We start from the raw sequence: 26,030 nt of genomic DNA, 5'->3' as shown, positions 1-26,030 counted from the left end.
GCAAGGTTTGACCATCCCACCCCCTTCGCGTATGTTGGGGGCTTGCTCAAAACCAACGCAAGATAGGCGCCAAATGTCCCGCTTCTCCGCCCCCATCGCCGAACAGATCTGGGACATGAAGTACCGCTTCAAAGAGGCGGACGGCACCCCCATCGACGGCACGGTCGAGGACAGCTGGCGCCGGATCGCCCGCGCCCTGGCCGAGGTCGAAGCCGATCCCGCCCGGTATGAGGCCGAATTTTACGAAGCCTTGGAGGATTTCAAATTCCTGCCCGCAGGTCGCATCACCGCGGGCGCAGGCACGGGGCGTTCCGTCACGCTCTTCAACTGCTTCGTCATGGGCACGATCCCCGACAACATGGGCGGCATCTTCGACGGGCTGAAAGAGGCCGCGCTGACCATGCAGCAGGGCGGCGGAATCGGCTATGATTTCAGCACCATCCGCCCCCGCGGGGCCGAGGTGAAGGGGGTCGCCGCCGATGCATCGGGCCCTCTGTCCTTCATGGATGTCTGGGATGCGATGTGCCGCACCATAATGTCGGCAGGCAGCCGCCGCGGCGCGATGATGGCCACCATGCGCTGCGACCACCCCGATATCGAAACCTTCATCGAGGCGAAGAAAGATCCCGCCCGTTTGCGGATGTTCAACCTTTCCGTGCTAGTGACCGATGCCTTCATGGCGGCGGTAAAGGCCGACGGTCCGTGGGAACTCGTCTTCGACGGCAAGGTCTATCGCACGGTGCAGGCGCGCGATCTGTGGAACCGGATCATGCGCAACACCTATGACTTCGCCGAACCGGGCGTGATCTTCATCGACCGGATCAACGCGATGAACAATCTGGCCTATTGCGAAACCATCGCCGCGACCAACCCCTGCGGCGAACAGCCCCTTCCGCCCTATGGCGCCTGCCTTCTGGGCTCCATCAACCTGCCGACGCTGGTTAACGGCGCGTTTACCAAATTCGCCGCGATGGACATGGCCGCGCTTGACCGCCTCGTCCGCACCGCCGTCCGCATGATGGACAATGTCATAGATGCCAGCCGCTTCCCCCTGCCGCAACAGGCGGCCGAGGCGCAGGCGAAACGCCGCATCGGCCTTGGCGTCACCGGTCTGGCCGATGCGCTGCTGATGGTGGGGCTGCGCTACGGCTCCGACGCCGCCGCCCGCGCGACCGAGGAGTGGATGGCCGCGATCGCACGCTCGGCCTATCTCGCCTCGGCCGATCTGGCCGCCGAGAAGGGCGCCTTCCCCCTGTTCGACGCCGAAAAGTTCCTGTCGTCAGGTTCACTTCGCGTCATGCCCGACGAGGTAAAGCACGCAATCCGTGCCAAGGGCATCCGCAACGCCCTGCTGACCTCGATCGCCCCCACCGGCACGATCAGCCTCTATGCGGGCAACGTGTCATCCGGTATCGAACCGGTCTTCGCCTATGCCTATACCCGAAAGGTGCTGCAAAAGGACGGTTCGCGGACGGAAGAAGAGGTGGTCGACTACGCCGTCCGCCTGTGGCGCGAAAAGAACGGCGACGCGCTCCTGCCGGATTACTTCGTCAACGCCCAGACCCTGCCCCCGCTGGACCATGTCCGCATGCAGGCGGCGGCGCAGAAGTGGGTGGACAGCTCCATCTCGAAAACCATCAACTGCCCCGAAGACATCAGCTTCGACGATTTCAAGGAGGTCTACATGGCCGCCTGGGACCAGGGTTGCAAGGGTTGTACCACCTATCGACCGAATGATGTGACCGGCTCTGTCCTGACCGTGTCGGAAAGCTCCGACAAGACCCCGGCCGAGGCGCCCGCCACCGTGCAGCAGGGCACCGACGGGGCCGAGGTGGTTTATCTTTCCGAACCGCTGGACCGCCCCGCCGCGCTGGAAGGGCAGACCTACAAGCTGAAATGGCCGGGGTCGGAACACGCGCTCTACATCACGGTCAACGACATCGTCATCGCAGGCCATCGCCGCCCCTTCGAGGTCTTTATCAACTCGAAAAACATGGAACATTTCGCCTGGACCGTGGCTCTGACCCGTATGGTCAGTGCGGTTTTCCGGCGTGGCGGCGATATTTCCTTCGTGGTTGAGGAGCTGAAGGCCGTCTTCGACCCGCGCGGCGGGGCGTGGATGGAGGGGCGCTATATCCCGTCCATCCTTGCGGCCATCGGCGGGGTGATCGAACGCCACCTGATCGACATCGGCTTCATCGCGGGCGAGGGGCTGGGCCTGAAATCCGACCCCAAGGCCGAGGTGGTGGCGCTGGGCGCGCCCAAGGGCAAGGCCTGTTCCTCCTGCGGCAGCTATGACATGCGCATGGTCGAGGGTTGCATGACCTGCGCCAGCTGCGGCTATTCTAAGTGCGGGTTAGGTGGGGGTAAGTCGATCGCCGCCAGCCGAACCTGATGCCGCGCCTTCGGGGGACGTGGGCATCGATACACTGTCACCATCCAAAAGGCCGGCGGCGATCAATCACCGCGTACTTGCCGCCAGAAACATCCTTTGTCGGGTCTGCGACCCTTCGCCGGAACACTGGACACCATCTACACATGGCGGCGCACACGCTTTGCATGATCGCCGCCAGCCACCGTGATGCCGCGTCTTCGGGGGACATGGGCATCGGAACACTGGTCACCATCTACACTGCCGACGGCGATCAATTATGTGATCGCATGATACTTCCGTATGGGAAACTGCGCGGTGACGAAGCCGTAAACCTTCGTGACGAAGGTGATGAAACTGCCGGATTGCATACAATAGCGCCTCCCGCCGCGCGGCGTGTCGCGGGTAGGGGCGTGTTTCTATTGGCGTCTGTCGTGGAGTCGTGAGTTGGCGTCACTTCCAGTTCACGCCACGCGAACTGATAATCCAAGTTAACAAAGCTGTTGCCTTACAGCACTAGCCGCGGGCGTGAGCACAGGTTAATGTCCCGTCAGCCTGGGGGGGCTAACAGACGGATGATCCATGCGCGCACCCCTTGTGGCTTTCGTTGCCCTTGCCCTGTCGCTTCCCCTTCCTGCCGAATCGCAGGAACGCGTGACGCTTGGCTGGGGGCGGCTTCTGACGAATGACGCCATCGGCGACGGGCGTGACCGGTGGCGCACCGGTTCCTATGCGCTCAGCCGGGTAAGGGGCCCCAACTGGCGCGGCACGCTTCCCGCGATGCCGGGAGAGATCCTCGAATTCCGGATGCGGCTCGAGACGATCTCGCCAGCCGATCTGGTCACGCCTGCGGCGACAGACCGCCGCTATGTCGGGGCCTTGTCCTTCGGGATGCATACCCATTTCGACATGGCAGGGATCGAAACCAGTCTTGGCGCGGATGCCGTGATCGTCGGCCCGCAGACCCGGATCAGCGGATTGCATGCAGACCTGCACGACCTGCTGGGTCTGCCCGCCCCCACCGTCTTTGGCGGACAGATCGGCGATGATGTCTTTCCCACCGCCACGGCCGAGATCGGACGCAGCCTGTCCTTCGGTCCGGCCCAGGTCCGCCCCTTCGCCGAGGCGCAGGTCGGCGCGGAAACGCTGGTCCGTGTCGGCGGTGACATCTCCTTCGGCCATTTCGCCCAAGGCGCGCTGATGCTGCGCGACGTGACGACCGGCCAGCGGTTCCGCGTCGCGCGTGGCAATACCGGGGAAGGCATCAGCCTGACCCTGGGCGGGGACATCGCGCAGGTGTTCGACAGCGAATACTTCATCGAGGCCGACCCCAATACCCTGTCCGACACCCGCTCGCGTCTGCGCGCGGGCGTCCACTGGCAGGGCGGTGAAAGCGAGGCCTTCTATGGGCTGACATGGCTTGGCCGCGAATATGACGAACAGCCCGCGGACCAGATCGTGGGGTCCGTCAACCTGCGCGTGAAATTCTGATCGACCGTCTTTTTCCGGCCTGTTGCAGGAATGATATAGCCGAAAGTCTGTATATGTCCTAAGGTCTGCTCATAAAAACAAAAGTACGAGCAGGCATACAGGACATGGTGACGGGCTTTCGTGGCACGTTTGTCATCTCTTGGGCACAGACAGAAATAGATGGTTTGGCAGGGGCGGCGATTGACCTCCTCGTCGTCGGCGCCTCATGGCGCTGGTCGGGCGAGGCAGTGCGTATCGACGGCGCGGCAGACCTTCTGCGTCTGGAAGGTGCCGAGGGGCAGGCAGAGATGCGCCGTCGTGCGGCGCGTGTGGTGAAACGGCTGGTGGGGACCGCATTGGGCAAGACCCCGGCGGGTGACCTTTCGGCGCAAATGGCGGCGGACGAGGATGAAACGCCCGATCAGGGTTTCATCGTCACCGACGGGATACAGAGCTTCTCGCTGACCATCATTGCGGTGCCCGATACGGGAACGCGCATTCTGATGGCGTTTGGCGAGTTGCCGCCCACGGACCGCGACCTTTGGGTGGTCCGCGCCTCGATCGACCGCGCGCGGGTGGCTTCGGGCGGGCGCGAAGGGGGCGGGGTGATCTGCTTCACCCCCGGAACCCGCATCGCCACGCCGGACGGTCCCCGTCTGATCCAGTCGCTGGAACCCGGCGACATGGTGCTGACCAAGGATGACGGGCCGCAGCCGATCCTCTGGTCCGGCAGCCGGCGGATGTCGGGTGCGCGGCTTTACGCTATGCCTCACCTGCGCCCGATCCGCCTGCGTTCCGGCGCCATGGGACAGGACCGGCCCGACCCCGACCTGATCGTGTCGCCGGCCCACCGGATTCTGGTCAAGGGGCCGGGCGCGCTGTCGCTGTTCGGCACATCGGAAGTGCTGGTCAAGGCCGAGGATTTGGTGAACGACACGACGATCCTGCTGGACCACAGCCTGCGCGAAGTGACCTATATCCACATCCTGCTGGACCGGCACAGCATCGTCTTCGCCAATGGAATCGAGACGGAAAGCTTCCACCCGTCCAACACCACGCTCGACATGCTGGACCCTTCCCAGAGGGCAGGTCTGGTCGAGGTGGTGCCCGGGGTGGACATCAATCCGCAGGCCTATGGCGATTACGCGCGCCGCAACCTGTCCAGCAGCGAGGTCGCCCTTTTGCGCCATGACAGGGCGATATGACCGGAGGCCATGACAGGCAGCGGTTGACTCCGCCCCGAGCGGCTGTATAAGCCCCCCCGTCCCGGTGCATTGCGCCGGGGCTTTTCATTGGTGTTGGTGGCCCCCGCAAGGGGATGCCTGTCGGGCCTTCGGGCCAAAGGACAACGCCCTTCAAAACGAAACGAAGGAGATCAGCGGTGACCAAACGCACCTCTGCCAAGTACAAGATCGACCGCCGCATGGGCGAAAACATCTGGGGCCGTCCGAAGTCCCCGGTGAACAAGCGCGAATACGGCCCCGGCCAGCACGGCCAGCGCCGCAAGAACAAGCTGTCCGACTTCGGTACGCAGCTGCGCGCCAAGCAGAAGCTCAAGGGCTATTACGGCGACCTGACCGAAAAGCAGTTCCGCAAGATCTATGCCGAGGCCGAGCGTGTGCGCGGCGACACCGGCGAGATGCTGGTGGGTCTGCTGGAGCGCCGTCTCGACGCCGTTGTCTACCGCGCCAAGTTCGTTCCGACGATCTTCGCCGCCCGCCAGTTCGTGAACCACGGCCACGTGACCGTGAACGGCAAGCGCGTGAACATCGCCTCCTACCGCGTCAAGGAAGGCGACATCGTCGAAGTGCGCCAGAAGTCCAAGCAGATGGCGCTGGTTCTGGAAGCCGTCGCCCTGACCGAGCGTGATGTTCCGGACTACATCGAGGTGGATCACTCCAAGATGACCGCCAAGTTCGTCCGCACCCCGGCTCTGGGCGATGTGCCCTATCCGGTGCAGATGGAACCGAACCTCGTCGTCGAATACTACGCGAAGAACTGATCGCTGCACCTTGGTGCACCGGAGCGAGGCCCGCCTTATGGCGGGCCTCTTGCTTTTGTGACAAGTCGCGACAGGTTTGGGTCAGGCAGGGCAGGACACAGGGCGATGGCACGCAAGCAGGCACTTGAAGACCGTTTCGAGCGGGGACTCTTTGCGTCGCGCTGGTTGATGGCGCCCATGTATCTGGGGCTGGTTGTCGCATTGGGGATGATGACCGTCATCTTCCTGCGCGAACTCGTGCATTACGCGCCGCAGGTCCTGACGCTCAGTCCGGAAAAAACGATCCTTGTGGTGCTTACCCTGATCGACCTGACGCTTGCGGCGAACCTGCTGCTGATTGTCATGTTCTCGGGGTACGAGAATTTCGTGTCGAAATTCGATTTCGACGCGGGCACCGACCGGCCCGACTGGATGGGAAAGGTGGATTTCGGCGGGCTGAAGATGAAGCTCATCGCCTCGATCGTCGCGATCTCGGGCATCCACCTGCTCAAACGCTTCATGGAGATCGGCGATCCCGAAACCCCCGCCGCGGATGACCGCACGCTGCTGTGGCTGACCATCATCCATCTGACCTTCGTCGTCTCGGGCGTGCTGATGGCGCTGATGGACTGGTTGCAGGCGCGGTCGACGAAGTGATCCCCGCCGCGACATTCCGTCTGGCCTTGCTGCGCGCCCGTCGGTAGAACCCCGCAGCATGAGGGGAATCTTGCCAAAATGACCGACGCCATCCGCCCGCAACCCGGCATCCTTGATATCGCGCTGTACGAGGGCGGTAAGGCCCATGTCGCGGGCATGACCAATGTCGTCAAACTCTCGTCCAACGAGAATCCCTTCGGCCCGTCCGACCGCGCGAAAGAAGCGTTCCAGCGCAGCGTCCACTCGCTGCACCGCTATCCCTCGACCGACCATTCCTCGCTGCGCGAGGCGATCGCCGAGGTGCATGGGCTGGATGCAGCACGGGTGATCTGCGGCGTGGGTTCGGACGAGATCATCACCTTCCTCTGTCAGGCCTATGCCGGACCGAAGGACGAGGTGGTCTTCACCGAACACGGTTTCCTGATGTACCGCATCAGCGCGCTGGCCGTCGGCGCCACGCCGGTCGAAGTGCGCGAACGGGAACGCACGACGGATGTCGACGCGATCCTTGCCGCCTGCAACCGCCGTACGAAGCTTGTCTTCATCGCCAATCCGAACAACCCGACCGGCACGATGATCTCGACTGCCGAGATCGAGCGTCTGGCGGCGGGCCTGCCCAAACAGGCCATTCTCGTGCTGGACGGGGCCTATGCCGAATATGTCGAAGGCTATGATGCGGGGCTGTCGATCATCGAGGCACGCAGCAATGTCGTGATGACGCGGACCTTCTCCAAGATCTACGGTCTGGGCGGGTTGCGGATCGGCTGGGGCTACGGGCCAAAGGCGATCATCGACGTGCTCAACCGCATCCGCGGACCGTTCAACCTGTCCACCACACAGCTTGACGCGGCCGAGGCCGCCGTGCGCGATCAGGACTTCGTCACCCGCTGCCGGACCGAGAATGCGCGCATGCGGCACTGGCTGTCCGAGTCGCTGGCGGAACTGGGCGTGCCGTCGGATACGTCGATGGCGAATTTCGTTCTGGCGCGCTTTGCATCCGAAGAGGAAGCGGTGGCCTGCGATACCTTCCTGCAGCAGCAGGGGCTGATCGTGCGGCGGGTGGCGGGCTATAAACTGCCGCATTGCCTGCGGATCACCGTCGGGGACGAGGCCTCTTGCCGCCGCGTCGCCCATGCCGTGGCGCAGTTCAAAGGGGTCCGGTGATGGCCGCGCTCTATAACCGTGTCGCACTGATAGGGTTGGGCCTCATCGCCTCGTCCATGGCCCATGCGATGCGGGCGAATGGTCTGGCGAAGGAAATTGTCGGCTATGCCAAATCCGCCGAAACCCGTGCGGTGGCGGTCGAGATCGGATTGTGCGACCGCGTGACGGACACTGCGGTCGAAGCGGTGCTGGGCGCCGATCTGGTGGTGCTCGCCGTGCCCGTGGGCGCCATGGGCGAGCTGGCCGAAGAAATCGGGGCGCATCTGGCGGCAGGGACGACCGTGACCGATGTGGGGTCGGTGAAGCAGGCGGTGATCGCGGCCGTTGCGCCGCATATGCCCGAAGGCGTGCATTTCATCGCCGGCCACCCCATCGCAGGGACCGAACATTCCGGCCCGCGGTCGGGCTTTGCCACGCTTTTCGTCAACCGCTGGTGGCTTCTGACCCCGATGGAAGGGGCCGATCCCGCCGCTGTCGCCCGCCTGCGGGCGCTGTGCGAGGGGATGGGGGCCAAGGTCGACGAGATGGACGCGGCCCACCACGATCTTGTGCTGGCCGTGACGTCGCATACGCCGCACCTGATTGCCTACACGATGGTCGGCGTGGCCGATGACCTGAGCCGCGTGACCGACAGCGAGGTGATCAACTATTCCGCCGCCGGATTTCGCGACTTTACCCGCATCGCGGCATCGGACCCCACCATGTGGCGCGACGTGTTCCTGACCAACAAGGACGCCACGCTGGAAATTCTGGGCCGTTTCACGGAAGAGCTTTTCGCGCTGCAACGTGCGATCCGGCTGGGTGACGGCGATCATCTGCACGCCTATTTTACCCGCACCCGTGCCATCAGGCGCGGGATCATCGAAGCGGGACAGGATACCGCGGCCCCCGATTTCGGGCGATCCGCCATAGTGGTCGAGAAGAGTGGTTGAATGCGTGTGCGAGTCCGGTTCCTGTGCGTCGTGGCCCTCCTGTTCGGGGGACCGCTCGCGGCGCAGGACCTGACGACATCGCCGCGCCCGCAGCCCCGTCCCGCATCCGTCGCCTTGCCACCCGTTGCGGCACCGGTCACCGGACCTGAAGCTGCCGCCTCGCCGATCCGGCCCCGCCCGCGCCCCGCCGTGGCGATGACCACGGCCCTGCCACCCCAGCCTGTCGAACTTGCCGCGGCCCTGCCCGTTCTGCGCCCGATGCCGCGGCCCGCAGGGCTTGGCCAGACACAGACCGCCAGCGCGCCGCAGAGCGACGTTCCCGCCCCGCGTGCCCGGGAAGAGCGGCAGGGCGGCGGCCTTTTCGGCGGGCTCTTCGGACGGCGCAAGTCCGAGGAAAGGCCGGAACCCGCCGATGGCTTCGTCTGTGGCGACCGCGACATCCAGGGCGAGGAACTGGCCCCCATCTCCTCGCGGGTAAAAGGGTGCGGGATCGAGGAACCGGTCCGCGTCACCTCGGTCGACGGAATCCGGTTGACCACACCCGCCACGATCAACTGCCAGACGGCACGGGCCCTGAAGACATGGGTCAATGACGCGATGCGCCCCGCCTTCGGGCGGAACGAGGTGGTCGAACTGCGGATCGCCGCCAGCTACATCTGCCGCCCCCGCAACAATTTGCGCGGCGCAAAGGTCAGCGAGCACGGGCGGGGAAATGCGGTCGACATCTCGGGATTCATCATGGAAGACGGCCGCGAATGGTCGATCGCGGGGGATTACAACCGCACCATAAGGCGCGCGCACAAGGCCGCCTGCGGGATATTCGGTACCACCCTCGGCCCCGGATCGGACGGGTACCACGAGGACCACCTGCATTTCGACGTGGCCAATCTCGACCGCCCCTATTGCCGCTGATCAGCGCAGGCGCGGCGCGGGGCCAAGGGGAACGTGACCAAGGCTCATCCGTCCGCTGGCAAAGACCAGCGGCACGTCCAGCACATCGGGCGTGCCGTCCTGCGCGGCCATCAGTTCCATGGCGCGGGTGACGGTCTCGCTCACCTCCGGTGTGACAAGACCGGCGGCCACGAGGACGGGAACCAGCTTGCGCCAGTTGTCGATCCTGATGTCGATACGTCCTTCGGCAGTTCCGTCTGCGGTGGGCACGATGTCGCCCTTTCCGGAAACCGTCAGATCACCCCAGAGCAGCAGCGCCTCTTTCACGGTCAGGGCCTGCAGGTCGGGGCGGGTCGTGGCGAGGTGGCGGTCTACCGGTGCGGACAGTGTCACCGTACCGTCAAGGCGCAGCCGCTCGATCTGTTCGGGCAGGTCCGACAGCGGGGAAAGCGCCATCCGAAAGGCCGCATCCGGCGTGACCGTGGTGAGTTCGGCCCAGATCTGGTGACCCATCGCACTGTCCGGCGCACGGCGCGTCGCCAGATTGGCCGAGGTCGCGGAAACCGCCCATCCGGCCGAGGACCGGACCGTAATGCCGTCGCTCTCGGTCGAGAGACGGTCCAAGGTCAGGTCCATACCCGGAACGAGGACGAGGCTGCCCTGCATCACGGTGCTGCTGATGGTCAGGTCCTGACCGGGCAGGGAAAGGGTCTGCTCCTGCGGCAGTGCGGCGATCAGGTGCCACGGCTTCCAGGTCATGGTGAAGATCTGGGCAAAGGGCGCAGACCAGCCGGTGCCGGTTTCCGCGTCACGGATCTCCGGTTGCGTGATGGTCAGGTCGAAGCGGTTGGGAAAACCGCGCACCGCGATCCCCTGATGCTGCGCGGCGACGGGTCGGCCGTCCTGTTCCGCGAACCAGCCCGAGACGGCCTGTTCGGTGGCCTTGGCACCGGCAAACCAGTAACCGCCCCAAAGCGCCGCCGCGACCAGAATGATCCAGAGAAGTGCCCGCATGTCCGACCCTTTCCTTCCGTGTCGCGCTGCTGTTTACAGGGGGTATCAGGGGAGGGCCAGCATATGACGGGCGGTCTTTGGGTCTTCGGCTACGGGTCGCTGATCTGGCATCCGGGATTTCCCGTGGCCGAACGGCAGGTTGCGCGGCTGGACGGATGGCACCGAAGCTTTTGCATGCGGTCGATCCACCATCGCGGCACGCCCGACGCACCCGGACTCGTGCTGGCGCTGGACCGCGCTACGGGGGCCCATTGCGACGGTGTGGCCTTCCGCGTGGAGCCGGGGGCCGAGGCCGCAACGGTGGCTGCCCTGCGCGAGCGCGAGCTTGTCTCGTCCGCCTATCTGGAAGAAGAACTCGACGTTTCGCTGGCCGACGGGCGCCGGTTGCGGACGCTGTGTTATGTCATCGACCCGCATCATGTGCAGTATTGCGGCGGGCTCGCGCTCGAGGAACAGGCGCAGATCATCGCGCAGGCCGTCGGGGGGCGCGGGCCGAACCGCGATTACCTGTGGTCGACGGCGGAACATCTGCACGAACTGGGCATTGCCGATGCTGATCTGGATTGGCTGGCAGAACGGGTCCGGCAGATCCTGCCGATGACGCAGGTCTGATCTACGGCGGCTTGGCAGGGGCGTCCGGCCTGTTATTCTGTGGCCGGGCAAGAAACGGACGAGTGTGGGGCGGATGGAAAAGACCAGGGGCGACGGCGCGCCGACCTTCAGCCAGCCGATCCGGCAAATCGTGGCCATGCTGGTGGTCTGTCTTCTGGTCGGGACGGGCGCGTGGTTCATCCATCGCGAAGTGACCGAGATCCTGCAGGTCAACCCGCTGTTCAACGGGTTCATCACGGCGGTCTTCCTGCTGGGGGTGGTGACCTGCTTCTGGCAGGTTCTCATCCTTGTGCAATCTGTCAGCTGGATCGAGGATTTCGTCCGCCATGTCCCCGGACATGACACGGCAAATCCGCCGCGCCTGCTGGCGCCGCTGGCCGCGCTGTTGCGGTCGCGGGGAGCGCGGATGCAGATTTCGTCCTCGTCATCACGATCCATCCTTGAATCTGTCGCGACACGGATCGACGAGGCACGGGACATCACGCGGTATCTGGCCAACCTTCTGGTTTTCCTTGGCCTCCTGGGGACGTTCTTCGGCCTTGCCACATCGGTGCCCGCCGTGGTCGAGACGATCCGGTCCCTTGCCCCGCAAGAGGGCGAGACGGGCCTGCAGGTCTTTGAAAAGCTGATGTCGGGGCTGGAAAGCCAGTTGGGCGGGATGGGGACGGCGTTCTCCTCCTCGCTTCTGGGGCTGGCCGGATCGCTGGTGATCGGGCTGCTGGAGCTTTTCGCGGGCCATGGGCAAAACCGCTTTTACCGCGAGCTGGAGGAATGGTTGTCGTCCATCACGCGGGTCAGTCTGTCCAGCGCGGATGGCGAGGCCAGCGATACCGCCGCGATGGCTGCGGTTCTGGAGCAGGTTCAGGCGCAGATGGATGCGCTGCAATCGCTCTATACCCAGTCCGACATCACGCGGGTGATGGTCGAGGACAAGATCGACGATCTGGCGCGGGCCGTGTCGCGTCTGGCCGAACGGACCACGGGAGAGAGCGCCGAACTTCTGGCCCGCATCGCCGAGGGGCAGGATCGACTGATCGCGGCGGTGACGTCCGGCGGGGGCGAGGGGGCCATGGGCGCTGATGCCGAAAGCCGGATGCGCCTGCGGTCGATCGACGTGCAACTGTTGAAAATCCTTGAGGAAATGGCGGCTGGCCGGCAAGAGGCGATTGCCGATCTGCGCGGCGATCTGGCGGCATTGACGGCGGCGATCCGGCAGTTGTCGCGCGGCACGGTCGGGCGGGGATAGGTCATGGCACTGCGGTCGCGGCGGGATTCGAATCTGATCTGGCCGGGTTTCGTGGACGCTGTCACCACGCTCTTGATGGTGATGATGTTCGTGCTGACCATCTTCACCGTCATGCAGATGGTCCTGCGCGAGACCATCACCACGCAATCCAACGAACTGGACAGCCTGACCGACCAGATTTCGCAACTGGCCGATGCGCTGGGGCTGGAACGGCAGCGGGCGGCGGGGCTGGAGGAGCAGGTGGACAGCCTGACCGCGTCGCTGACCGCGGCGCAGGCCGAGGGTGAGCGGCAGGCATCGCTGATCGCCACGCTGACGGGGCAGCTTGCCACGGCGCAGGGTGATCTGGAGGCGGCACAGGGCCGGATCGCCAGTTTCGAGGCGCAGGTCGCCAGTCTGCTGGCCGAGCGGGACGCGGCGCGGGGGCAGGTGACGGAGCTGACAGCTTCCGTGCAAGAGCTTGAGGATGCTCAGAAAAAACTGCTGACCGAGCAGGAGGCGATGCAGCTTGCCCTTGCCCGCGCGCGCGAGGAGGTGGATGCGAATGCCGAGACCGCCCGCTTTATGGCGGCGCGGCGGCAGGCGCTGGAAAGCCTGATCGCCAGCCTGCAATCGCGGGCCGAAGGGGCCGAGGCGAAGCTGTCCGAGGAAGAGGCGGCGCGGTTGGTGGATGCGGCTGCGCTGGAGGAATTGCGCGAGAAGCTTAAGGGGTCGGAGGATGAACTGGCCGCCATGACCCTGGCGCTGGAGGAGCAGCGGCGGCAGGCGGAGGAGACCTTGACCCTTTTGGCCGCCGCGCAGACCGAGGCGGCGAAGGCGGCAGAAGGGCAGACGGACAAGGACGCCGTTCTGGCCGCCGCAGAACGGGCGTTGACCGAGGAACAGGCCAAGTCCTTGGAAGCGCAGCGGAAAGTGGCGCTGTTGAACGAGCAGATCGGGGCGCTGCGGGCGCAGTTGGCGCAGTTGCAGGGGATCCTGGACGCCTCCGCCGCGCGGGACGAGGCGGCGCAGGTGCAGCTGGATGCGCTGGGCACGCAGTTGAACGCGGCCTTGGCGCAGGTGGCGGCAGAGCAGCGGAAACGGGCGGAGCTGGAGGCGGCAGAGGCGGCGCGGCTGGCGGCGGAGAATGCCGATCTGGCACGCTATCGGTCTGAATTCTTTGGCAAACTATCCACCCTTCTGGACGGGCGCGAGGGGGTGCGGGTGGTGGGCGACCGCTTCGTCTTTTCGTCTGAGGTGCTGTTCCAGCCGGGGGCTGCAGAACTGGCCGCCGAGGGGCGGACGCAGATTGCCGGTGTGGTGGAAATCCTGAATGAAATCAGGGGGGAAATCCCGCCCGAGATCGACTGGATCATCCGTGTGGACGGGCATACGGACAACCTTCCCCTGTCCGGTTTCGGCGAGTTCCGCGACAATTGGGAGTTGTCGCAGGCGCGGGCTTTGAGCGTTGTTAGATACATGCAGGAAAGCCTTGGCTTCCCGCCGGACCGGCTGGCGGCGACGGGGTTTGGCGAGTATCGGCCCGTTGCGGCGGGGGATGATAATGCGGCCCGTGCGCTGAACCGGCGGATCGAGTTGAAGCTGACCGAACGCTAGGGTGCGGCGTTAATTTACGCTGGAATTTCGGTGGGTTGGGCGGAAACGGCTGTGCCGCTGCCTGTGCCGCTGGTTGTGCCGCAGAGTGTGCATACAAATCCGGAGAGAGGCGGGCGGGAAAACGTGGTTAAGCGTGCGCTGGCGCACAGTTGGGCTCGGATGTTGTGGGTTTTTCGGAGCCGGGCGCAATCAATAGGGATGAGTCCAGTGCAGGGGCGAAATACGGCCAGTCAGAGTGCTGGCGGGTCTCCCCATGAGCGGGCGGCAGTTCTGTTTTTGAAGAGCGAGGAGTGTTGAAAGGCCCCAGTGGGGCGTTTCTACACTCCGCCGGTAGGGCCGCGCGCGTCGCGCCGGGGCGGGCGCCCGTGGCGCACGTCCCGGTGGGGCGGGACGTGCGCGGACCGTGGCTTTGGGCCACGGTCCCGTCCTGACCGTCGCGCCAAGTCTGGAAAAACCTTACTCGACCGTCAGCATCACGCCCTGTCGCCCCAGTTCCACCCCGTTGCGGGTCAGGGCGATTTCACCGGAATAGCTGCCCGCTGGCCATCCGCCCTGCGGGGTGCGTTTGCCCACGGCGCGGAAGGCTATGGCCTGTGTGCGGTCGATCGGGATGGTCTGGCGGATCACCTCGCCCTGCGGGCCGGTGATGGCGAGGGTGAGTTCGTCGCCCTGACGCGGGCCGAAATAGCTGGCCCAGAGGACGAGGGCGGGGGCATCGGTGGGCAGGGTGGCGGGGCTGTCCAGCCCGGCCTTGATCGCGTCCCATTCCGGCACGGCGGTGAAGAAGCCCGCGCCGGTGAAGCCGAAGGGATCATAGGCAAGGGGGGCGGACCAGAGCGTATCGGGCGGAACGGTGCCGCAGGCGGTGGCGGGTTCGGGGGCGAAGGGGTCGAGTTCGGTGCCGTCCTTGCGGATCGTCAGGTGCAGGTGGGGGAATTCGGTGTTGCCCGACAGGCCCACCAGACCGAGCGGCTGGCCCGTTTCCACGCGGTCGCCTGTGCGGACGCGGATGCTGCCCTGTTTCATGTGGCAATACTGGGTTTCCCAGCCGTCGCCGTGGTCGATGGCGACGCCGTTGCCGCAGTCGCGCCCGTCCAGCGGGGGGGCGGCGGGGTCCGATATGGCGATGTCGGGCATTCCGTCGCGGATGCCGCGCACCGTGCCGGGCGCGGCGGCGAGGACGTCGACACCCGCCTGCATCGCGGCCAGCGAGGGCAGGGCGAAGTCGGTGCCGTCATGGCCGTTGTAGGTGAGGTTGCCGCAGCCGACATCGGCGGTGCCCGCGCCGGGGTCGCGGTCGAAGTAGTTCTGCACGTGGCAATCGGTGCCAAGGGTGCAGGCGATGGGCTGGGCAAAGTCAAAGGCCCCCGCCGGGGTGGCGAGGGCCAATGTCAGTAGGGCCAGCGGACGGATCATTCTGCCGTCAGCAGCGGGGGTTTCTGGCCCGTCAGGCGGGGCTTGGCCGGTTCCTCGATCAGCAGTTCGATCGCATCGTCCTTGACCGCCACGCGGACCACGCCGCCCTTTGTCAGCTTGCCGAAGAGCAGTTCCTCGGCCAGCGGTTTCTTGATGTGTTCCTGAATCACGCGGCCAAGGGGACGCGCGCCCATCTTGTCGTCATAGCCCTTGTCCCCCAGCCACTGCGCGGCCTCGGGGGTGAGTTCGATATGGACGCCACGATCCATGAGCTGTGCTTCGAGTTGGAGCACGAATTTCTCGACCACCTGAAGGATGATTTCCTTGCCCAAGGGGGCGAAGGAGATCACCGCGTCAAGGCGGTTGCGGAATTCGGGGGTGAAGATCCGCTCGATCGCGGCGGTGTCTTCGCCCGTGCGGCGTTCGCGGCCAAAGCCGATGGCGGCCTTGGCCATGTCCGACGCGCCCGCGTTCGAGGTCATGATGAGGATCACGTTGCGGAAGTCCACCGTCCGGCCGTTGTGGTCGGTCAGCTTGCCGTGGTCCATCACCTGCAGCAGGATGTTGTAGACATCCGGATGCGCCTTTTCCATTTCGTCCAGCAGGAGGACGCAATGGGGGTGCTGGTCCACGCCATCGGTCAGCATGCCGCCCTGATCGAAGCCGACATAGCCCGGAGGCGCGCCGATCAGGCGGGAAACGGCGTGTTTCTCCATATATTCCGACATGTCGAAGCGCAGGAGTTCCACGCCGAGCGAGGAGGCGAGCTGCTTTGCCACCTCGGTCTTGCCCACACCCGTGGGGCCCGCGAAAAGGTAGTTGCCGATGGGCTTTTCCGGCTCGCGCAGCCCTGCGCGGGCGAGTTTGATGGAGGAGCAGAGAGCCTCTACCGCCTTGTCCTGACCGAAGACGACGCGTTTGAGGGTCTTTTCCAGATCGCGCAGGGTTTCGGCATCGTCCTTGGAGACGTTCTTGGGCGGGATGCGGGCGATTTTCGCCACGACCGCCTCGATCTCCTTGGTGCCCAGCGTCTTGCGGCGCTTGCTTTCGGGCAAGAGGTGCTGCGCCGCGCCCGCCTCGTCGATCACGTCGATGGCGCTATCGGGGAGTTTGCGGTCGTTGATGTAGCGTGCCGCCAGTTCCACCGCTGCCTTGATGGCGTCGGCGGTGTAGCGCAGGTCGTGGTGTTCTTCGAAATGGGGTTTCAGGCCCATGAGGATCTTGATGGCGTCCGGCACCGAGGGTTCGTTCACGTCTATCTTCTGGAAGCGGCGCGACAGGGCGCGGTCCTTTTCGAAGTGCTGGCGGAATTCCTTGTAGGTGGTGGAGCCCATGGTGCGGAGTTTACCACCCTGAAGCGCGGGCTTCAGCAGGTTCGATGCGTCCATCGCGCCGCCAGAGGTCGCGCCCGCGCCGATGACGGTGTGGATCTCGTCGATGAAGAGGATGCCGTCGGGGTGATCCTCCATCTCCTTGACCACGGCCTTCAGGCGTTCCTCGAAGTCGCCGCGATAGCGGGTGCCCGCGAGCAGCGCGCCCATGTCGAGCGAGAAGATGGTGGCGCCCGAGAGAACCTCGGGGACTTCCTTTTTCACGATCTTCCACGCCAGACCTTCGGCGATGGCGGTCTTGCCCACGCCGGGGTCGCCCACGAGGAGCGGGTTGTTCTTGCGGCGGCGGCAAAGGACCTGGATCGCGCGTTCCACTTCCGCCTCGCGCCCGATGAGCGGGTCGACGTCGCCCTTCATCGCCTTGACGTTCAGGTCGACGCAGTATTTCGACAGGGCGGATTCCTTCGCCTCGCCCGCTTCGGCCTTGGGGGTTTCCTGACGGTCTTCGTCCGCGCCGGAGACGGGGCGGGATTCGCCGTATGAGGGGTCTTTCGCCACGCCATGGGCGATGAAGTTGACCGCGTCGTAGCGGGTCATGTCCTGTTCCTGCAGGAAGTAGGCGGCGTTGGATTCCCGTTCGGCGAAGATCGCGACAAGGACGTTGGCGCCGGTCACTTCGGTGCGGCCCGACGATTGGACGTGGATCGCGGCGCGCTGGATCACGCGCTGGAAGGCGGCGGTGGGCACGGCCTCGGACCCTTCGACATCGGTGACGAGGGTGGAGAGGTCGTCGTCGATGAAATCCACCAGCGTCTTGCGGAGTTCGTCAAGGTTGACCGAGCAGGCCTTCATCACGCGGGCCGCGTCGGGTTCGTCGATCAGGGCCAGCAGGAGGTGTTCCAGCGTGGCGAGTTCGTGGCGGCGGGCATTGGCAAGGGCCAGTGCGCCGTGGATGGCCTGCTCGAGTGTTGTCGAAAAAGACGGCACGTTGATGTGCTCCTGTTCCTCAGGGTTCCTTGGGGGAAGAGCCCCGCCGAACCGTGGCCTCATGCCCTTTAGAGTTCGGCTTATTTTGCCTTACTTCAAGGGTTTTTTGGCCGATATTGCGGTTTGCTGCACCCGAGCCGCAAAAAGTGAACGGCGGGATGCAGGATTTGGTCAGAACCTGTCCTTGCGGGCCCGGATTTCGGCGAAGCACTCGGCGTCGGAGGCGTCGGGTTTGCCGATGGCTGCCTTGAGCGCAGGCAGCGGGGCGCGCAGGAAGGGGTTGGTTGCCAGTTCTTCGGACAAGGGGACGGGGACGGTGGGGCGGCCGGACGCACGAAGGGCCGCGACCCGTTCTGAACGGGAGATAAGGGCTGCGTTCGCGGGTTCAAGGGTCAGGGCGAAACGGATGTTCGAGGCGGTGTATTCGTGACCCGAGCAGACCAGCGTGTCGGGGTGCAGGTCCGCCAGACGCGAGAGCGAGGCCCACATCTGCGCGGGCGTGCCTTCGAAGAGGCGGCCGCAGCCCGCCGACATCAGGCTGTCGCCGGTGAAGACGAGCTTTGCGTCGGGGATGTGGAAGGCGATGTGGCCCACGGTATGGCCCGGCACGGGGAATGTTTCCACCGTGTGGCGGCCGAGGGTCAGCGCCCCCTCGTCCGGCAGGGCGAGGTCGAGGGGGGGCAGGCGGTGGGCATCGGCTGCGGCACCGATCACCATCGCGCCGGTCGCGGCGCGCAGTTCGGCCACGCCGTCGATATGGTCGGAGTGGTGGTGGGTGAGCCAGATGGCCGACAGCGTCCAGCCACGGTCGGAGAGCGCCTTGAGCACCGGCGCGGAGTCGGGGACGTCGATGACCGCCGTCTCGCCGGTTTCGCCGTCATGGACGAGGTAGGTGTAATTGTCCGAGAGGCAGGGAATGGTGACGAGTTCGAGCGGCATGGTCTTTGTTCCGTTCATCGGTATTCTGTCGCCAGTCTGGACCGGCGTGAAGGCCAAGTGCAATGCACCTCGACGTGCTCGACCTGCGGAACTTCTATTATCGCACGCAGCTTGGCCGCGTGGCGCAGCGGGCGATCCGTGACCGTGTGGTCGCGATGTGGCCGGTGCAGGCGGGGCAGACGGTGGCGGGGTTCGGTTTCGCGGTGCCGCTGTTGCGGCCCTATCTGGCCGAGAGCCGCCGCGTGATCGGGCTGATGCCGGGGCCGCAGGGGGTGATGCCATGGCCTGCGGGCATGGAGAATGTGAGCGTCCTTTGCGAGGAAACGCTGTGGCCGGTGCCCACGGGGATGGTGGACCGGCTGGTGATGCTGCACGGGCTGGAGACGTCGGAACATCCCAGCGCGGTGCTGGAAGAGGCGCATCGCGTGCTGGGGCCGGGGGGGCGGGCTCTGTTCATCGTGCCCAACCGGTCGGGGCTGTGGTCGCGGCGGGACATCACGCCCTTCGGGTTCGGGCGGCCCTATTCGATGTCGCAACTCGAGACGCAGTTGAAGCGGCACGGCTTCACGCCGGAGCGGACGAGTGCCGCGCTGTTCGCGCCGCCGTCGCAGGCGCGGTTCTGGCTCAGGACGGCGGATTTCTGGGAAGGCTTCGGGCGGCGGTTCGGGCCGTGGCTGGCGGGGGGCGTGCTGATGGTGGAGGCATCGAAGCAGGTCTATGCGCCGACGCGGGGCGGGCTGGGCGCGGTGGTGCGGCGGCCGCTGAAGGTGCTGGAAGGCGTGGGCAAGGGCGCGCCGGAACCCGCGATGAACCGCAGCTAGCCCCCCCGCCGCATTGGGGGGGTGTTGTCAGGCAAAGGGGGGCGGTCAGGCAAAGACCGCGTCGCGGGTGACGGTGATGCGGGGGTCGTCGGCCTTGATCGTGCCTTCGAAGATGACGACCGGCTTGCCGCCCACCCGCACCTCTGTCACCGGTTCGCTTGAATCGGTGGAGGGGAGCGGGACGAACTGGACGTCGCCCGTGATCCCGGATTCCAGTTCGATGACCACGCGGTCGCCCTTGCCGAATTCGATCAGGCGCACGGGTTGGCGGGTGTCGATATGGTCCGCGTCCACGCTGATGGTCAGAAGGTCGTTGCCCGCCTCGGCCGAGTTGACGCTGTGGCCCATCCAGACCGAGACGGTGTCGTCACCGTCGCCGTCGAGGACCGAAACCTCGCGCGTCACGTCCTTGTCCACGGTCAGGACGTCGTTGCCCGCGCCGAGTTCGACCGACAGATAGACGCCGTCCGCGGCCGGGGCGCCTGCGTCGATCGAGACGGTATCGTTGCCCGCGCCGGTGTCGAGGCGGACGAAATAGCCGTCGAAATCTGCGGGATCGGGGCCGGTTTCATAGGTGACGGCATCGTCGCCGTTTCCGGCGTAAAGCGTGGCGAAGGCGCCCGTGGCGGAATAGGTGTCGTTGCCGTCGCCAAGCGCGATGATCCCGTCGGTCGTTCCCGGCCCCGCAGTGACGCTGTCATTGCCGTCACCCGTGATGACCACAGGCGCACCGGCAGGCAGGGTCAGGCTGTCGGCCCCTGCGGTGCCGGTCGTCACGGGGCCGAGCGGGGCAGAGGGCACGACGTCGAAGGTGCCGTCGGTGCCGTATGTCTGGCGCACCTCTTGCACGAAGGTGAAATCGTCCAGTGTCAGTCCGGTGACGCCCTTGACGAGGATGCTCTGGCTGTCGGTCGCGGCATCGGCCCTGATCCATTCGACCGTCAGGCGGGTGTCGCCGCCGCTTTCGGACAGGTCGATCCGCGACGGCGTATGGTCAAACGCGACGGTCAGGGTGTCGGTGCCCTTGACGAAATCGGTGATGGTGGTTGGTTCATTCGATTTGCTGAAAGCCTCGTTTTTCGATACGATGAAGCGGTCTGCGCCCTCTCCTCCGGTCAGGGTCGCACCTGCCCCGCCCACCAGCGTGTCCGCGCCGAAGGAGCCGCGTGCGAGGACGCCGTCGCCGGCAATGAGCAGATCGCGCCCGATCCCGCCCGCAAGCGTGACCTGCCCGTCCTCTTGCGACCAGGCGGAGAGGGTGTCGTTGCCTTCGTTGCCCGAGATCAGGACGTCGTGGCCCGAGGGTGCGGCCTGGCTGGGATACCAGAAGATGCGGTCGTCGCCCTCGCCGCCCGCGCCCTGCGCGCCGTCGATCAGTTGCAGCTCGTCGTTGCCGCTGCCGCCATAGGCCATGCTGTCGTCGATGCCGGAGAGCGTATCGTCCCCCGCGCCGCCATAGCCGGTGGCGGTGCCCGAGAGGGTGATCTTGTCACGGCCCGTGTCGCCATAGGCGGTGGAGTTGTCCGAGGCGGTGAGGCTGTCGGGACCGGCGCGGCCGCGCAGGGTGTCGGCACCGTCGGCCATCATGTCGTCGGGGCCTTCGGTGCCGCCGGTGAAGTCGCCCTCAGGGTCGAGCGTGTTCGTATCGGGATCGGGAGAGGGGCCGTTCGTGCCGCGGTCGGGGTCGTCATCCGGTCCCGTATCGTCAGGGGCCAAGGCTGCCCAGAGTGCACCCGCGCCAAGAAGAGACATAAGAAGAAGCATACCCATAATACTCGTCCCCGAATTCACGCACAACACAACCCTGAGGATATCCGCTGTCGAAGATTCGGCCAACGCCCATGTTTTTGCGCAGGCGAAAGGCGCGGGGCGGGTTGTCGGGCTGGCTGTCGGGGCCCCTGATTCTGGGGTCCGGCCCGCTGTGGCGGGGGCGGAGCGGGCGGCGGGGCTGGCGCATGGTGTCGCAGGTCCGGACGTTCGCGCTAACCGCCCAGAAAACCTGACCGTAACAGTCACGTTCCGTTGACCTAAGCGGTTGCGGGCTAAACCTCGCTCTGCTAATGACGCCGCGAATTCACGACGCGGGCCATCGGTCCGCGCCCACGGATGCCCTGAACCTGTGCAACCTGCGCGGGAAACGGGGCCAGACAGCGGAAGGGTTGACGTGTCCGAACCAGCTTCGATCTCCTCCGGCATCGCCGCACGCTACGCCACCGCTCTGTTCGAGCTGGCGAAGGAAGACAAGGCGCTGAAGGCGCTTGAGGCGGATGCCGATGCCCTTGGTGCCGCACTTGCGGCAAGCCCCGAACTGACCGCGATGATCGGCTCGCCCGTCATCAGCCGGGACGAGCAGGGCGCGGCCATCGCGGCCATCGCCAAGAAGATGAAACTGTCGGCGCTGACCGCCAACACGCTGGCGCTGATGGCGCAGAACCGCCGCCTGTTCGTGCTGCCGCATCTGGTGGCCGACGTGCTGGCGCGCATCGCCGCCGAGAAGGGCGAAGTGACGGCCGAGGTGACTTCGGCTGCCGCGCTGTCGGCCGATCAGGCCAAGAAACTCGCCGCGACGCTGAAGGCGCGTGTCGGCAAGGACGTGAAACTGAAAACCGCCGTCGATGAAAGCCTCATCGGTGGTCTCGTCGTCAAGCTGGGCTCGACCATGATCGACACGTCGGTGCGGTCGAAGCTCGCGGCTCTCCAGAATGCAATGAAAGAGGTTGGGTGAGATGGGAATCCAGGCTGCTGAGATCTCTGCGATCCTCAAGGAGCAGATCAAGAACTTCGGCAAGGACGCCGAAGTTGCCGAAGTGGGTCGCGTGCTGTCGGTCGGTGACGGGATTGCCCGTGTGCATGGCCTCGACAATGTGCAGGCCGGCGAGATGGTGGAATTCCCCGGCGGTATCCGCGGGATGGCGCTGAACCTCGAAGTCGACAACGTCGGCGTCGTGATCTTCGGTTCCGACCAGGACATCAAGGAAGGCGACGTCGTCAAGCGGACCAAGTCCATCGTGGACGTGCCCGCCGGTGACGGCCTGCTGGGCCGCGTGGTTGACGGTCTGGGCAACCCGATCGACGGCAAGGGCCCGATCAAGGCCGCCGAGCGCCGCGTTGCGGACGTGAAGGCGCCGGGCATCATTCCGCGGAAATCGGTGCACGAGCCCATGGCGACCGGCCTGAAGGCCGTCGACGCGATGATCCCCGTTGGCCGTGGCCAGCGCGAACTGATCATCGGCGACCGCCAGACCGGCAAGACCGCCGTGGCGCTGGACACCATCCTGAACCAGAAGGTCTATAACGAGGCCGCCGGTTCGGATGAGTCGAAGAAGCTGTACTGCATCTATGTCGCGATCGGGCAGAAGCGTTCGACCGTGGCGCAGCTGGTGAAGAAGCTGGAAGAGACCGGCGCGATCGACTACACGATCGTCGTGGCCGCCACCGCATCGGACCCGGCGCCGATGCAGTTCCTTGCCCCCTATTCGGCAACCGCGATGGCGGAATATTTCCGCGACAACGGCCGCCATGCGCTGATCATCTATGATGACCTGTCCAAGCAGGCCGTGGCCTATCGCCAGATGTCGCTGCTGCTGCGCCGTCCGCCGGGGCGTGAAGCCTATCCGGGCGACGTGTTCTACCTCCACTCGCGCCTGCTGGAGCGTTCGGCCAAGCTGAACGAGGATTTCGGCGCGGGTTCGCTGACCGCTCTGCCGATCATCGAAACGCAAGGCGGCGACGTGTCGGCCTTCATTCCGACGAACGTGATCTCGATCACCGACGGGCAGATCTTCCTTGAGACGGAACTGTTCTATCAGGGCATCCGTCCGGCCGTGAACACCGGTCTGTCGGTGTCGCGCGTGGGGTCTTCGGCCCAGACCTCGGCCATGAAGTCGGTCGCGGGCAAGGTGAAGCTGGAACTGGCGCAGTACCGCGAAATGGCGGCCTTCGCGCAGTTCGGGTCCGACCTCGACGCCGCGACGCAGCAGCTTCTGAACCGCGGTGCGCGTCTGACCGAGCTGATGAAGCAGCCGCAGTATTCGCCGCTGACCAATGCCGAGATCGTTTGCGTGATCTACGCGGGCACCAACGGCTATCTGGACAAGGTGGCGGTCAAGGATGTGGGCCGTTTCGAAGCCGGTCTCCTGAAGCACCTGCGCACCAAGGGCGCGGCGCTGCTGGAAGACATCACCAAGAACGACCGCAAGGTGGCGGGCGACTTGGAAAAGGCGATCCGTGCGGAGCTTGATGCATTCGCCAAAGACTTCGCCTGATTTGGCCCTTGAGGGAGTAGGCAGATGCCCAGCCTGAAGGACCTAAAAAACCGTATCGGAAGCGTGAAGAACACGCGGAAGATCACGAAGGCGATGCAGATGGTCGCGGCGGCAAAGCTCCGCCGCGCCCAGGAGGCTGCGGAAGCGGCCCGCCCCTATGCCGAGCGGATGAATGCCGTGATGGCGGGGCTGGCTTCCTCTGTCGGCCAGTCGGCCAGTGCGCCCCGCCTGCTGGCTGGGACGGGGTCGGACAAGGTGCATCTTCTGGTCGTCATGACCGCAGAGCGCGGCCTGTGCGGCGGCTTCAACTCGACCATTGCCCGTCTGGCGCGGGCCCATGCCAACGAATTGCTGGCAGCGGGCAAGACGGTGAAGATCCTGACCGTCGGCAAGAAGGGCCGCGAACAGCTGAAGCGTGATCTGGCGAACCACTTCGTCGGCCACGTGGACCTGAGCGAGGTGAAGCGCGTGGGCTATTCCAACGCGCAGACCATCGCACGCGACCTGCTGACCCGTTTCGAAGCGGGCGAGTTCGATGTGGCGACGATCTTCTACAACCGCTTCCAGTCGGTGATCAGCCAGATCCCGACCGCGCAGCAGGTGATCCCCGCCAAGTTCGAAGGCGGCGGTGCGACGGCGCTGTATGACTATGAACCGAGCGAAGAGGCGATCCTTGCGGACCTGCTTCCGCGCGGTGTTGCAACGCAGGTGTTCGCTGCGCTGCTGGAGAACGGTGCATCCGAACAGGGTGCGCGGATGTCGGCGATGGACAACGCCACGCGCAATGCGGGCGACATGATCAACAAGCTGACGATCCAGTACAACCGTTCGCGTCAGGCGGCGATCACCAAAGAGCTTATCGAAATCATTTCGGGCGCTGAGGCGCTCTGAGGAACCGGAGAAACAACATGGCACAAGGCAAAGTCACGCAGGTGATCGGCGCCGTCGTCGACGTGCAGTTCGATGGGGCGCTCCCGGCGATCCTGAACGCGCTCGAGACGGACAACAACGGCAAGCGTCTGGTTCTGGAAGTGGCCCAGCACCTCGGTGAAAACACCGTCCGCACCATCGCGATGGACGCGACCGAAGGTCTGGTCCGTGGCGCGGTGGTCAAGGACCTCGGCGCTCCGATCTCTGTCCCCGTGGGCGACGCCACGCTGGGCCGCATCCTGAACGTCATCGGGGAACCGGTGGACGAAAAGGGCCCGGTTTCCGCTTCGCAGACCCGCGCGATCCACCAGCCCGCCCCGCAGTTCAGCGAGCAGGCGACGGAATCGCAGGTTCTGGTCACCGGCATCAAGGTCATCGACCTGCTGGCGCCCTACGCCAAGGGTGGGAAGATCGGCCTGTTCGGTGGTGCGGGCGTCGGCAAGACCGTTCTCATCATGGAACTGATCAACAACATCGCGAAGGTGCACTCGGGCTATTCCGTGTTCGCCGGTGTGGGCGAACGGACCCGTGAGGGGAACGACCTGTACCACGAGATGATCGAGTCGGGCGTTATCAAGATCGACAACCTGACCGAGTCGAAAGTGGCCCTTGTCTACGGCCAGATGAACGAACCCCCGGGGGCGCGCGCCCGCGTGGCGCTGACCGGCCTGACGCTGGCCGAACAGTTCCGCGACCAGTCCGGTACGGACGTGCTGTTCTTCGTGGACAACATCTTCCGCTTCACGCAGGCCGGTTCGGAAGTGTCGGCTCTGCTGGGCCGTATCCCTTCGGCCGTGGGTTACCAGCCGACGCTGGCGACCGACATGGGCGCGCTGCAGGAACGCATCACCTCGACCAAGGCTGGCTCCATCACCTCGGTTCAGGCCATCTACGTTCCGGCCGACGACCTTACCGACCCGGCGCCTGCAACTTCCTTCGCGCACCTTGACGCCACGACCGTTCTGTCGCGCGCGATCTCGGAACTCGGCATCTATCCGGCCGTGGACCCGCTCGACTCCACCTCGCGTCTGCTGGACCCCGCCGTCATCGGGGAAGAGCATTACAACGTGGCCCGTGCGGTTCAGGGGATTCTCCAGCGCTACAAGTCGCTGCAGGACATCATCGCCATCCTCGGGATGGACGAACTGTCGGAAGAGGACAAGCTGACCGTGGCCCGCGCCCGGAAGATCCAGCGCTTCCTGTCGCAGCCCTTCGACGTGGCAAAGGTCTTCACCGGTTCGGACGGCGTGCAGGTTCCGCTGGAAAAGACCATCGCCTCGTTCAAGGCGGTTGTCGAAGGCCAGTATGACCACCTGCCGGAAGCCGCCTTCTACATGGTCGGCGACATCGACGAAGTGATCGCCAAGGCGCAGCGTCTCGCCGCGCAAGCCGCGTAAGGGGGCAAGC

The 26,030-nt window shown here is 65.2% G+C and carries 21 protein-coding genes; 16 read left to right on the top strand and 5 right to left on the bottom strand.

The window, feature by feature from the left end; all coding sequences use genetic code 11:
* The first annotated feature begins 73 nt into the window (after window positions 1–73).
* The 8 genes from GU927_RS09625 (at window position 74) to GU927_RS09590 (ending at window position 9,487) form a co-directional block, all read left to right on the top strand.
* Entirely contained in the window at window positions 74–2,395 is a 2,322-nt protein-coding gene (locus tag GU927_RS09625; protein ID WP_161762235.1) for an adenosylcobalamin-dependent ribonucleoside-diphosphate reductase, read from the top strand.
* 558 nt (window positions 2,396–2,953) lie between these two features.
* Entirely contained in the window at window positions 2,954–3,862 is a 909-nt protein-coding gene (locus GU927_RS09620; protein ID WP_161762234.1) for a lipid A-modifier LpxR family protein, read from the top strand.
* Window positions 3,863–4,026: 164 nt separating this feature from the next.
* A complete protein-coding gene (locus GU927_RS09615) occupies window positions 4,027–5,046 on the top strand; it encodes a Hint domain-containing protein (protein WP_332838500.1) in 1,020 nt (339 codons plus the stop codon).
* 176 nt (window positions 5,047–5,222) lie between these two features.
* Window positions 5,223–5,843, top strand: coding sequence for a 30S ribosomal protein S4 (gene rpsD / locus GU927_RS09610; RefSeq protein ID WP_161762232.1), 621 nt, complete (start codon window positions 5,223–5,225; stop codon window positions 5,841–5,843).
* Window positions 5,844–5,948: 105 nt separating this feature from the next.
* Window positions 5,949–6,479 (top strand): TIGR00645 family protein, encoded by a 531-nt coding sequence (locus tag GU927_RS09605; RefSeq protein ID WP_161762231.1) that lies wholly within the window; start codon window positions 5,949–5,951, stop codon window positions 6,477–6,479.
* 78 nt (window positions 6,480–6,557) lie between these two features.
* Window positions 6,558–7,643 carry a histidinol-phosphate transaminase gene (gene hisC, locus GU927_RS09600; protein ID WP_161762230.1) on the top strand — a complete coding sequence of 362 codons (1,086 nt, stop codon included), beginning with the start codon at window positions 6,558–6,560 and terminating at the stop codon, window positions 7,641–7,643.
* On the top strand, window positions 7,643–8,575 hold the full coding sequence (locus GU927_RS09595) for a prephenate/arogenate dehydrogenase family protein (RefSeq protein WP_161762229.1): 933 nt from the start codon (window positions 7,643–7,645) through the stop codon (window positions 8,573–8,575). The genes hisC and GU927_RS09595 overlap by 1 nt, the downstream gene beginning before the upstream one ends.
* Window positions 8,576–9,487 carry an extensin-like domain-containing protein gene (locus GU927_RS09590; RefSeq protein WP_232489178.1) on the top strand — a complete coding sequence of 304 codons (912 nt, stop codon included), beginning with the start codon at window positions 8,576–8,578 and terminating at the stop codon, window positions 9,485–9,487.
* Here GU927_RS09590 and GU927_RS09585 read toward each other — a convergent pair whose 3' ends face one another.
* Entirely contained in the window at window positions 9,488–10,480 is a 993-nt protein-coding gene (locus tag GU927_RS09585) for a DUF2125 domain-containing protein (RefSeq protein WP_161762228.1), read from the bottom strand. It abuts the gene before it with no gap.
* Between the two features lie 63 nt (window positions 10,481–10,543).
* On the opposite strand from GU927_RS09585, the gene GU927_RS09580 reads away from it, so the two are divergent.
* The 3 genes from GU927_RS09580 (at window position 10,544) to GU927_RS09570 (ending at window position 13,934) form a co-directional block, all read left to right on the top strand.
* On the top strand, window positions 10,544–11,092 hold the full coding sequence (locus GU927_RS09580; RefSeq protein WP_161762227.1) for a gamma-glutamylcyclotransferase: 549 nt from the start codon (window positions 10,544–10,546) through the stop codon (window positions 11,090–11,092).
* 73 nt (window positions 11,093–11,165) lie between these two features.
* Window positions 11,166–12,338: a biopolymer transporter ExbB gene (locus GU927_RS09575; protein ID WP_161762226.1), complete on the top strand. Its 1,173-nt coding sequence runs from the start codon at window positions 11,166–11,168 to the stop codon at window positions 12,336–12,338.
* 3 nt (window positions 12,339–12,341) lie between these two features.
* Window positions 12,342–13,934, top strand: a complete 1,593-nt coding sequence (locus GU927_RS09570) for a peptidoglycan -binding protein (protein ID WP_161762225.1) — start codon at window positions 12,342–12,344, stop codon at window positions 13,932–13,934.
* A gap of 456 nt (window positions 13,935–14,390) precedes the next feature.
* Here the strand turns inward: GU927_RS09570 and GU927_RS09565 are convergent, their stop codons facing one another.
* The 3 genes from GU927_RS09565 to gloB all read right to left on the bottom strand — a co-directional run bounded on the left by GU927_RS09565 (window position 14,391) and on the right by gloB (window position 18,607).
* A complete protein-coding gene (locus GU927_RS09565; protein WP_161762224.1) occupies window positions 14,391–15,350 on the bottom strand; it encodes a M23 family metallopeptidase in 960 nt (319 codons plus the stop codon).
* Complete coding sequence (gene clpA, locus GU927_RS09560; RefSeq protein WP_161762223.1) at window positions 15,347–17,668, bottom strand: ATP-dependent Clp protease ATP-binding subunit ClpA; 2,322 nt, start codon at window positions 17,666–17,668, stop codon at window positions 15,347–15,349. Before clpA ends, GU927_RS09565 begins: the two co-directional genes overlap by 4 nt.
* Before the next feature lie 171 nt (window positions 17,669–17,839).
* Window positions 17,840–18,607 (bottom strand): hydroxyacylglutathione hydrolase, encoded by a 768-nt coding sequence (gene gloB / locus GU927_RS09555; protein ID WP_161762422.1) that lies wholly within the window; start codon window positions 18,605–18,607, stop codon window positions 17,840–17,842.
* A gap of 62 nt (window positions 18,608–18,669) precedes the next feature.
* On the opposite strand from gloB, the gene GU927_RS09550 reads away from it, so the two are divergent.
* On the top strand, window positions 18,670–19,428 hold the full coding sequence (locus GU927_RS09550; protein WP_161762222.1) for a class I SAM-dependent methyltransferase: 759 nt from the start codon (window positions 18,670–18,672) through the stop codon (window positions 19,426–19,428).
* A 45-nt stretch (window positions 19,429–19,473) separates the two neighbouring features.
* Here GU927_RS09550 and GU927_RS09545 read toward each other — a convergent pair whose 3' ends face one another.
* Window positions 19,474–21,180: a calcium-binding protein gene (locus GU927_RS09545; protein ID WP_217765581.1), complete on the bottom strand. Its 1,707-nt coding sequence runs from the start codon at window positions 21,178–21,180 to the stop codon at window positions 19,474–19,476.
* Between the two features lie 412 nt (window positions 21,181–21,592).
* Between GU927_RS09545 and GU927_RS09540 the strand changes: the two genes are divergently transcribed.
* From GU927_RS09540 to atpD, 4 genes are read left to right on the top strand one after another with little or no spacing between them, the layout of a single operon-like run.
* Window positions 21,593–22,153, top strand: a complete 561-nt coding sequence (locus tag GU927_RS09540) for a F0F1 ATP synthase subunit delta (RefSeq protein WP_161762220.1) — start codon at window positions 21,593–21,595, stop codon at window positions 22,151–22,153.
* A 1-nt stretch (window position 22,154) separates the two neighbouring features.
* A complete protein-coding gene (gene atpA / locus GU927_RS09535) occupies window positions 22,155–23,693 on the top strand; it encodes a F0F1 ATP synthase subunit alpha (protein WP_161762219.1) in 1,539 nt (512 codons plus the stop codon).
* A 24-nt stretch (window positions 23,694–23,717) separates the two neighbouring features.
* Entirely contained in the window at window positions 23,718–24,584 is an 867-nt protein-coding gene (locus GU927_RS09530; RefSeq protein ID WP_161762218.1) for a F0F1 ATP synthase subunit gamma, read from the top strand.
* 17 nt (window positions 24,585–24,601) lie between these two features.
* The gene (gene atpD, locus GU927_RS09525; protein ID WP_161762217.1) at window positions 24,602–26,020 is read left to right on the top strand and encodes a F0F1 ATP synthase subunit beta; all 1,419 of its coding nucleotides are present in this window, start codon (window positions 24,602–24,604) and stop codon (window positions 26,018–26,020) included.
* Window positions 26,021–26,030: the final 10 nt, after the last annotated feature.

Origin of the sequence: Paragemmobacter amnigenus (genome assembly GCF_009908265.2) — a bacterium.
GTDB classification, from domain to species: domain Bacteria; phylum Pseudomonadota; class Alphaproteobacteria; order Rhodobacterales; family Rhodobacteraceae; genus Paragemmobacter; species Paragemmobacter amnigenus.
This window is presented reverse-complemented; position numbering and strand designations above follow the sequence as displayed.

Bases quoted from the DNA above. Each gene is read 5' to 3' on its own strand.
- GU927_RS09625 (WP_161762235.1), top strand. From the start codon at position 74: ATGTCCCGCTTCTCCGCCCCCATCGCCGAACAGATCTGGGACATGAAG.
- GU927_RS09620 (WP_161762234.1), top strand. From the start codon at position 2,954: ATGCGCGCACCCCTTGTGGCTTTCGTTGCCCTTGCCCTGTCGCTTCCC.
- GU927_RS09605 (WP_161762231.1), top strand. From the start codon at position 5,949: ATGGCACGCAAGCAGGCACTTGAAGACCGTTTCGAGCGGGGACTCTTT.
- hisC (WP_161762230.1), top strand. From the start codon at position 6,558: ATGACCGACGCCATCCGCCCGCAACCCGGCATCCTTGATATCGCGCTG.
- GU927_RS09595 (WP_161762229.1), top strand. From the start codon at position 7,643: ATGGCCGCGCTCTATAACCGTGTCGCACTGATAGGGTTGGGCCTCATC.
- GU927_RS09590 (WP_232489178.1), top strand. From the start codon at position 8,576: ATGCGTGTGCGAGTCCGGTTCCTGTGCGTCGTGGCCCTCCTGTTCGGG.
- GU927_RS09585 (WP_161762228.1), bottom strand. From the start codon at position 10,480: ATGCGGGCACTTCTCTGGATCATTCTGGTCGCGGCGGCGCTTTGGGGC.
- GU927_RS09580 (WP_161762227.1), top strand. From the start codon at position 10,544: ATGACGGGCGGTCTTTGGGTCTTCGGCTACGGGTCGCTGATCTGGCAT.
- GU927_RS09575 (WP_161762226.1), top strand. From the start codon at position 11,166: ATGGAAAAGACCAGGGGCGACGGCGCGCCGACCTTCAGCCAGCCGATC.
- GU927_RS09570 (WP_161762225.1), top strand. From the start codon at position 12,342: ATGGCACTGCGGTCGCGGCGGGATTCGAATCTGATCTGGCCGGGTTTC.
- GU927_RS09565 (WP_161762224.1), bottom strand. From the start codon at position 15,350: ATGATCCGTCCGCTGGCCCTACTGACATTGGCCCTCGCCACCCCGGCG.
- gloB (WP_161762422.1), bottom strand. From the start codon at position 18,607: ATGCCGCTCGAACTCGTCACCATTCCCTGCCTCTCGGACAATTACACC.
- GU927_RS09550 (WP_161762222.1), top strand. From the start codon at position 18,670: ATGCACCTCGACGTGCTCGACCTGCGGAACTTCTATTATCGCACGCAG.
- GU927_RS09545 (WP_217765581.1), bottom strand. From the start codon at position 21,180: ATGTCTCTTCTTGGCGCGGGTGCACTCTGGGCAGCCTTGGCCCCTGAC.
- atpA (WP_161762219.1), top strand. From the start codon at position 22,155: ATGGGAATCCAGGCTGCTGAGATCTCTGCGATCCTCAAGGAGCAGATC.
- GU927_RS09530 (WP_161762218.1), top strand. From the start codon at position 23,718: ATGCCCAGCCTGAAGGACCTAAAAAACCGTATCGGAAGCGTGAAGAAC.
- atpD (WP_161762217.1), top strand. From the start codon at position 24,602: ATGGCACAAGGCAAAGTCACGCAGGTGATCGGCGCCGTCGTCGACGTG.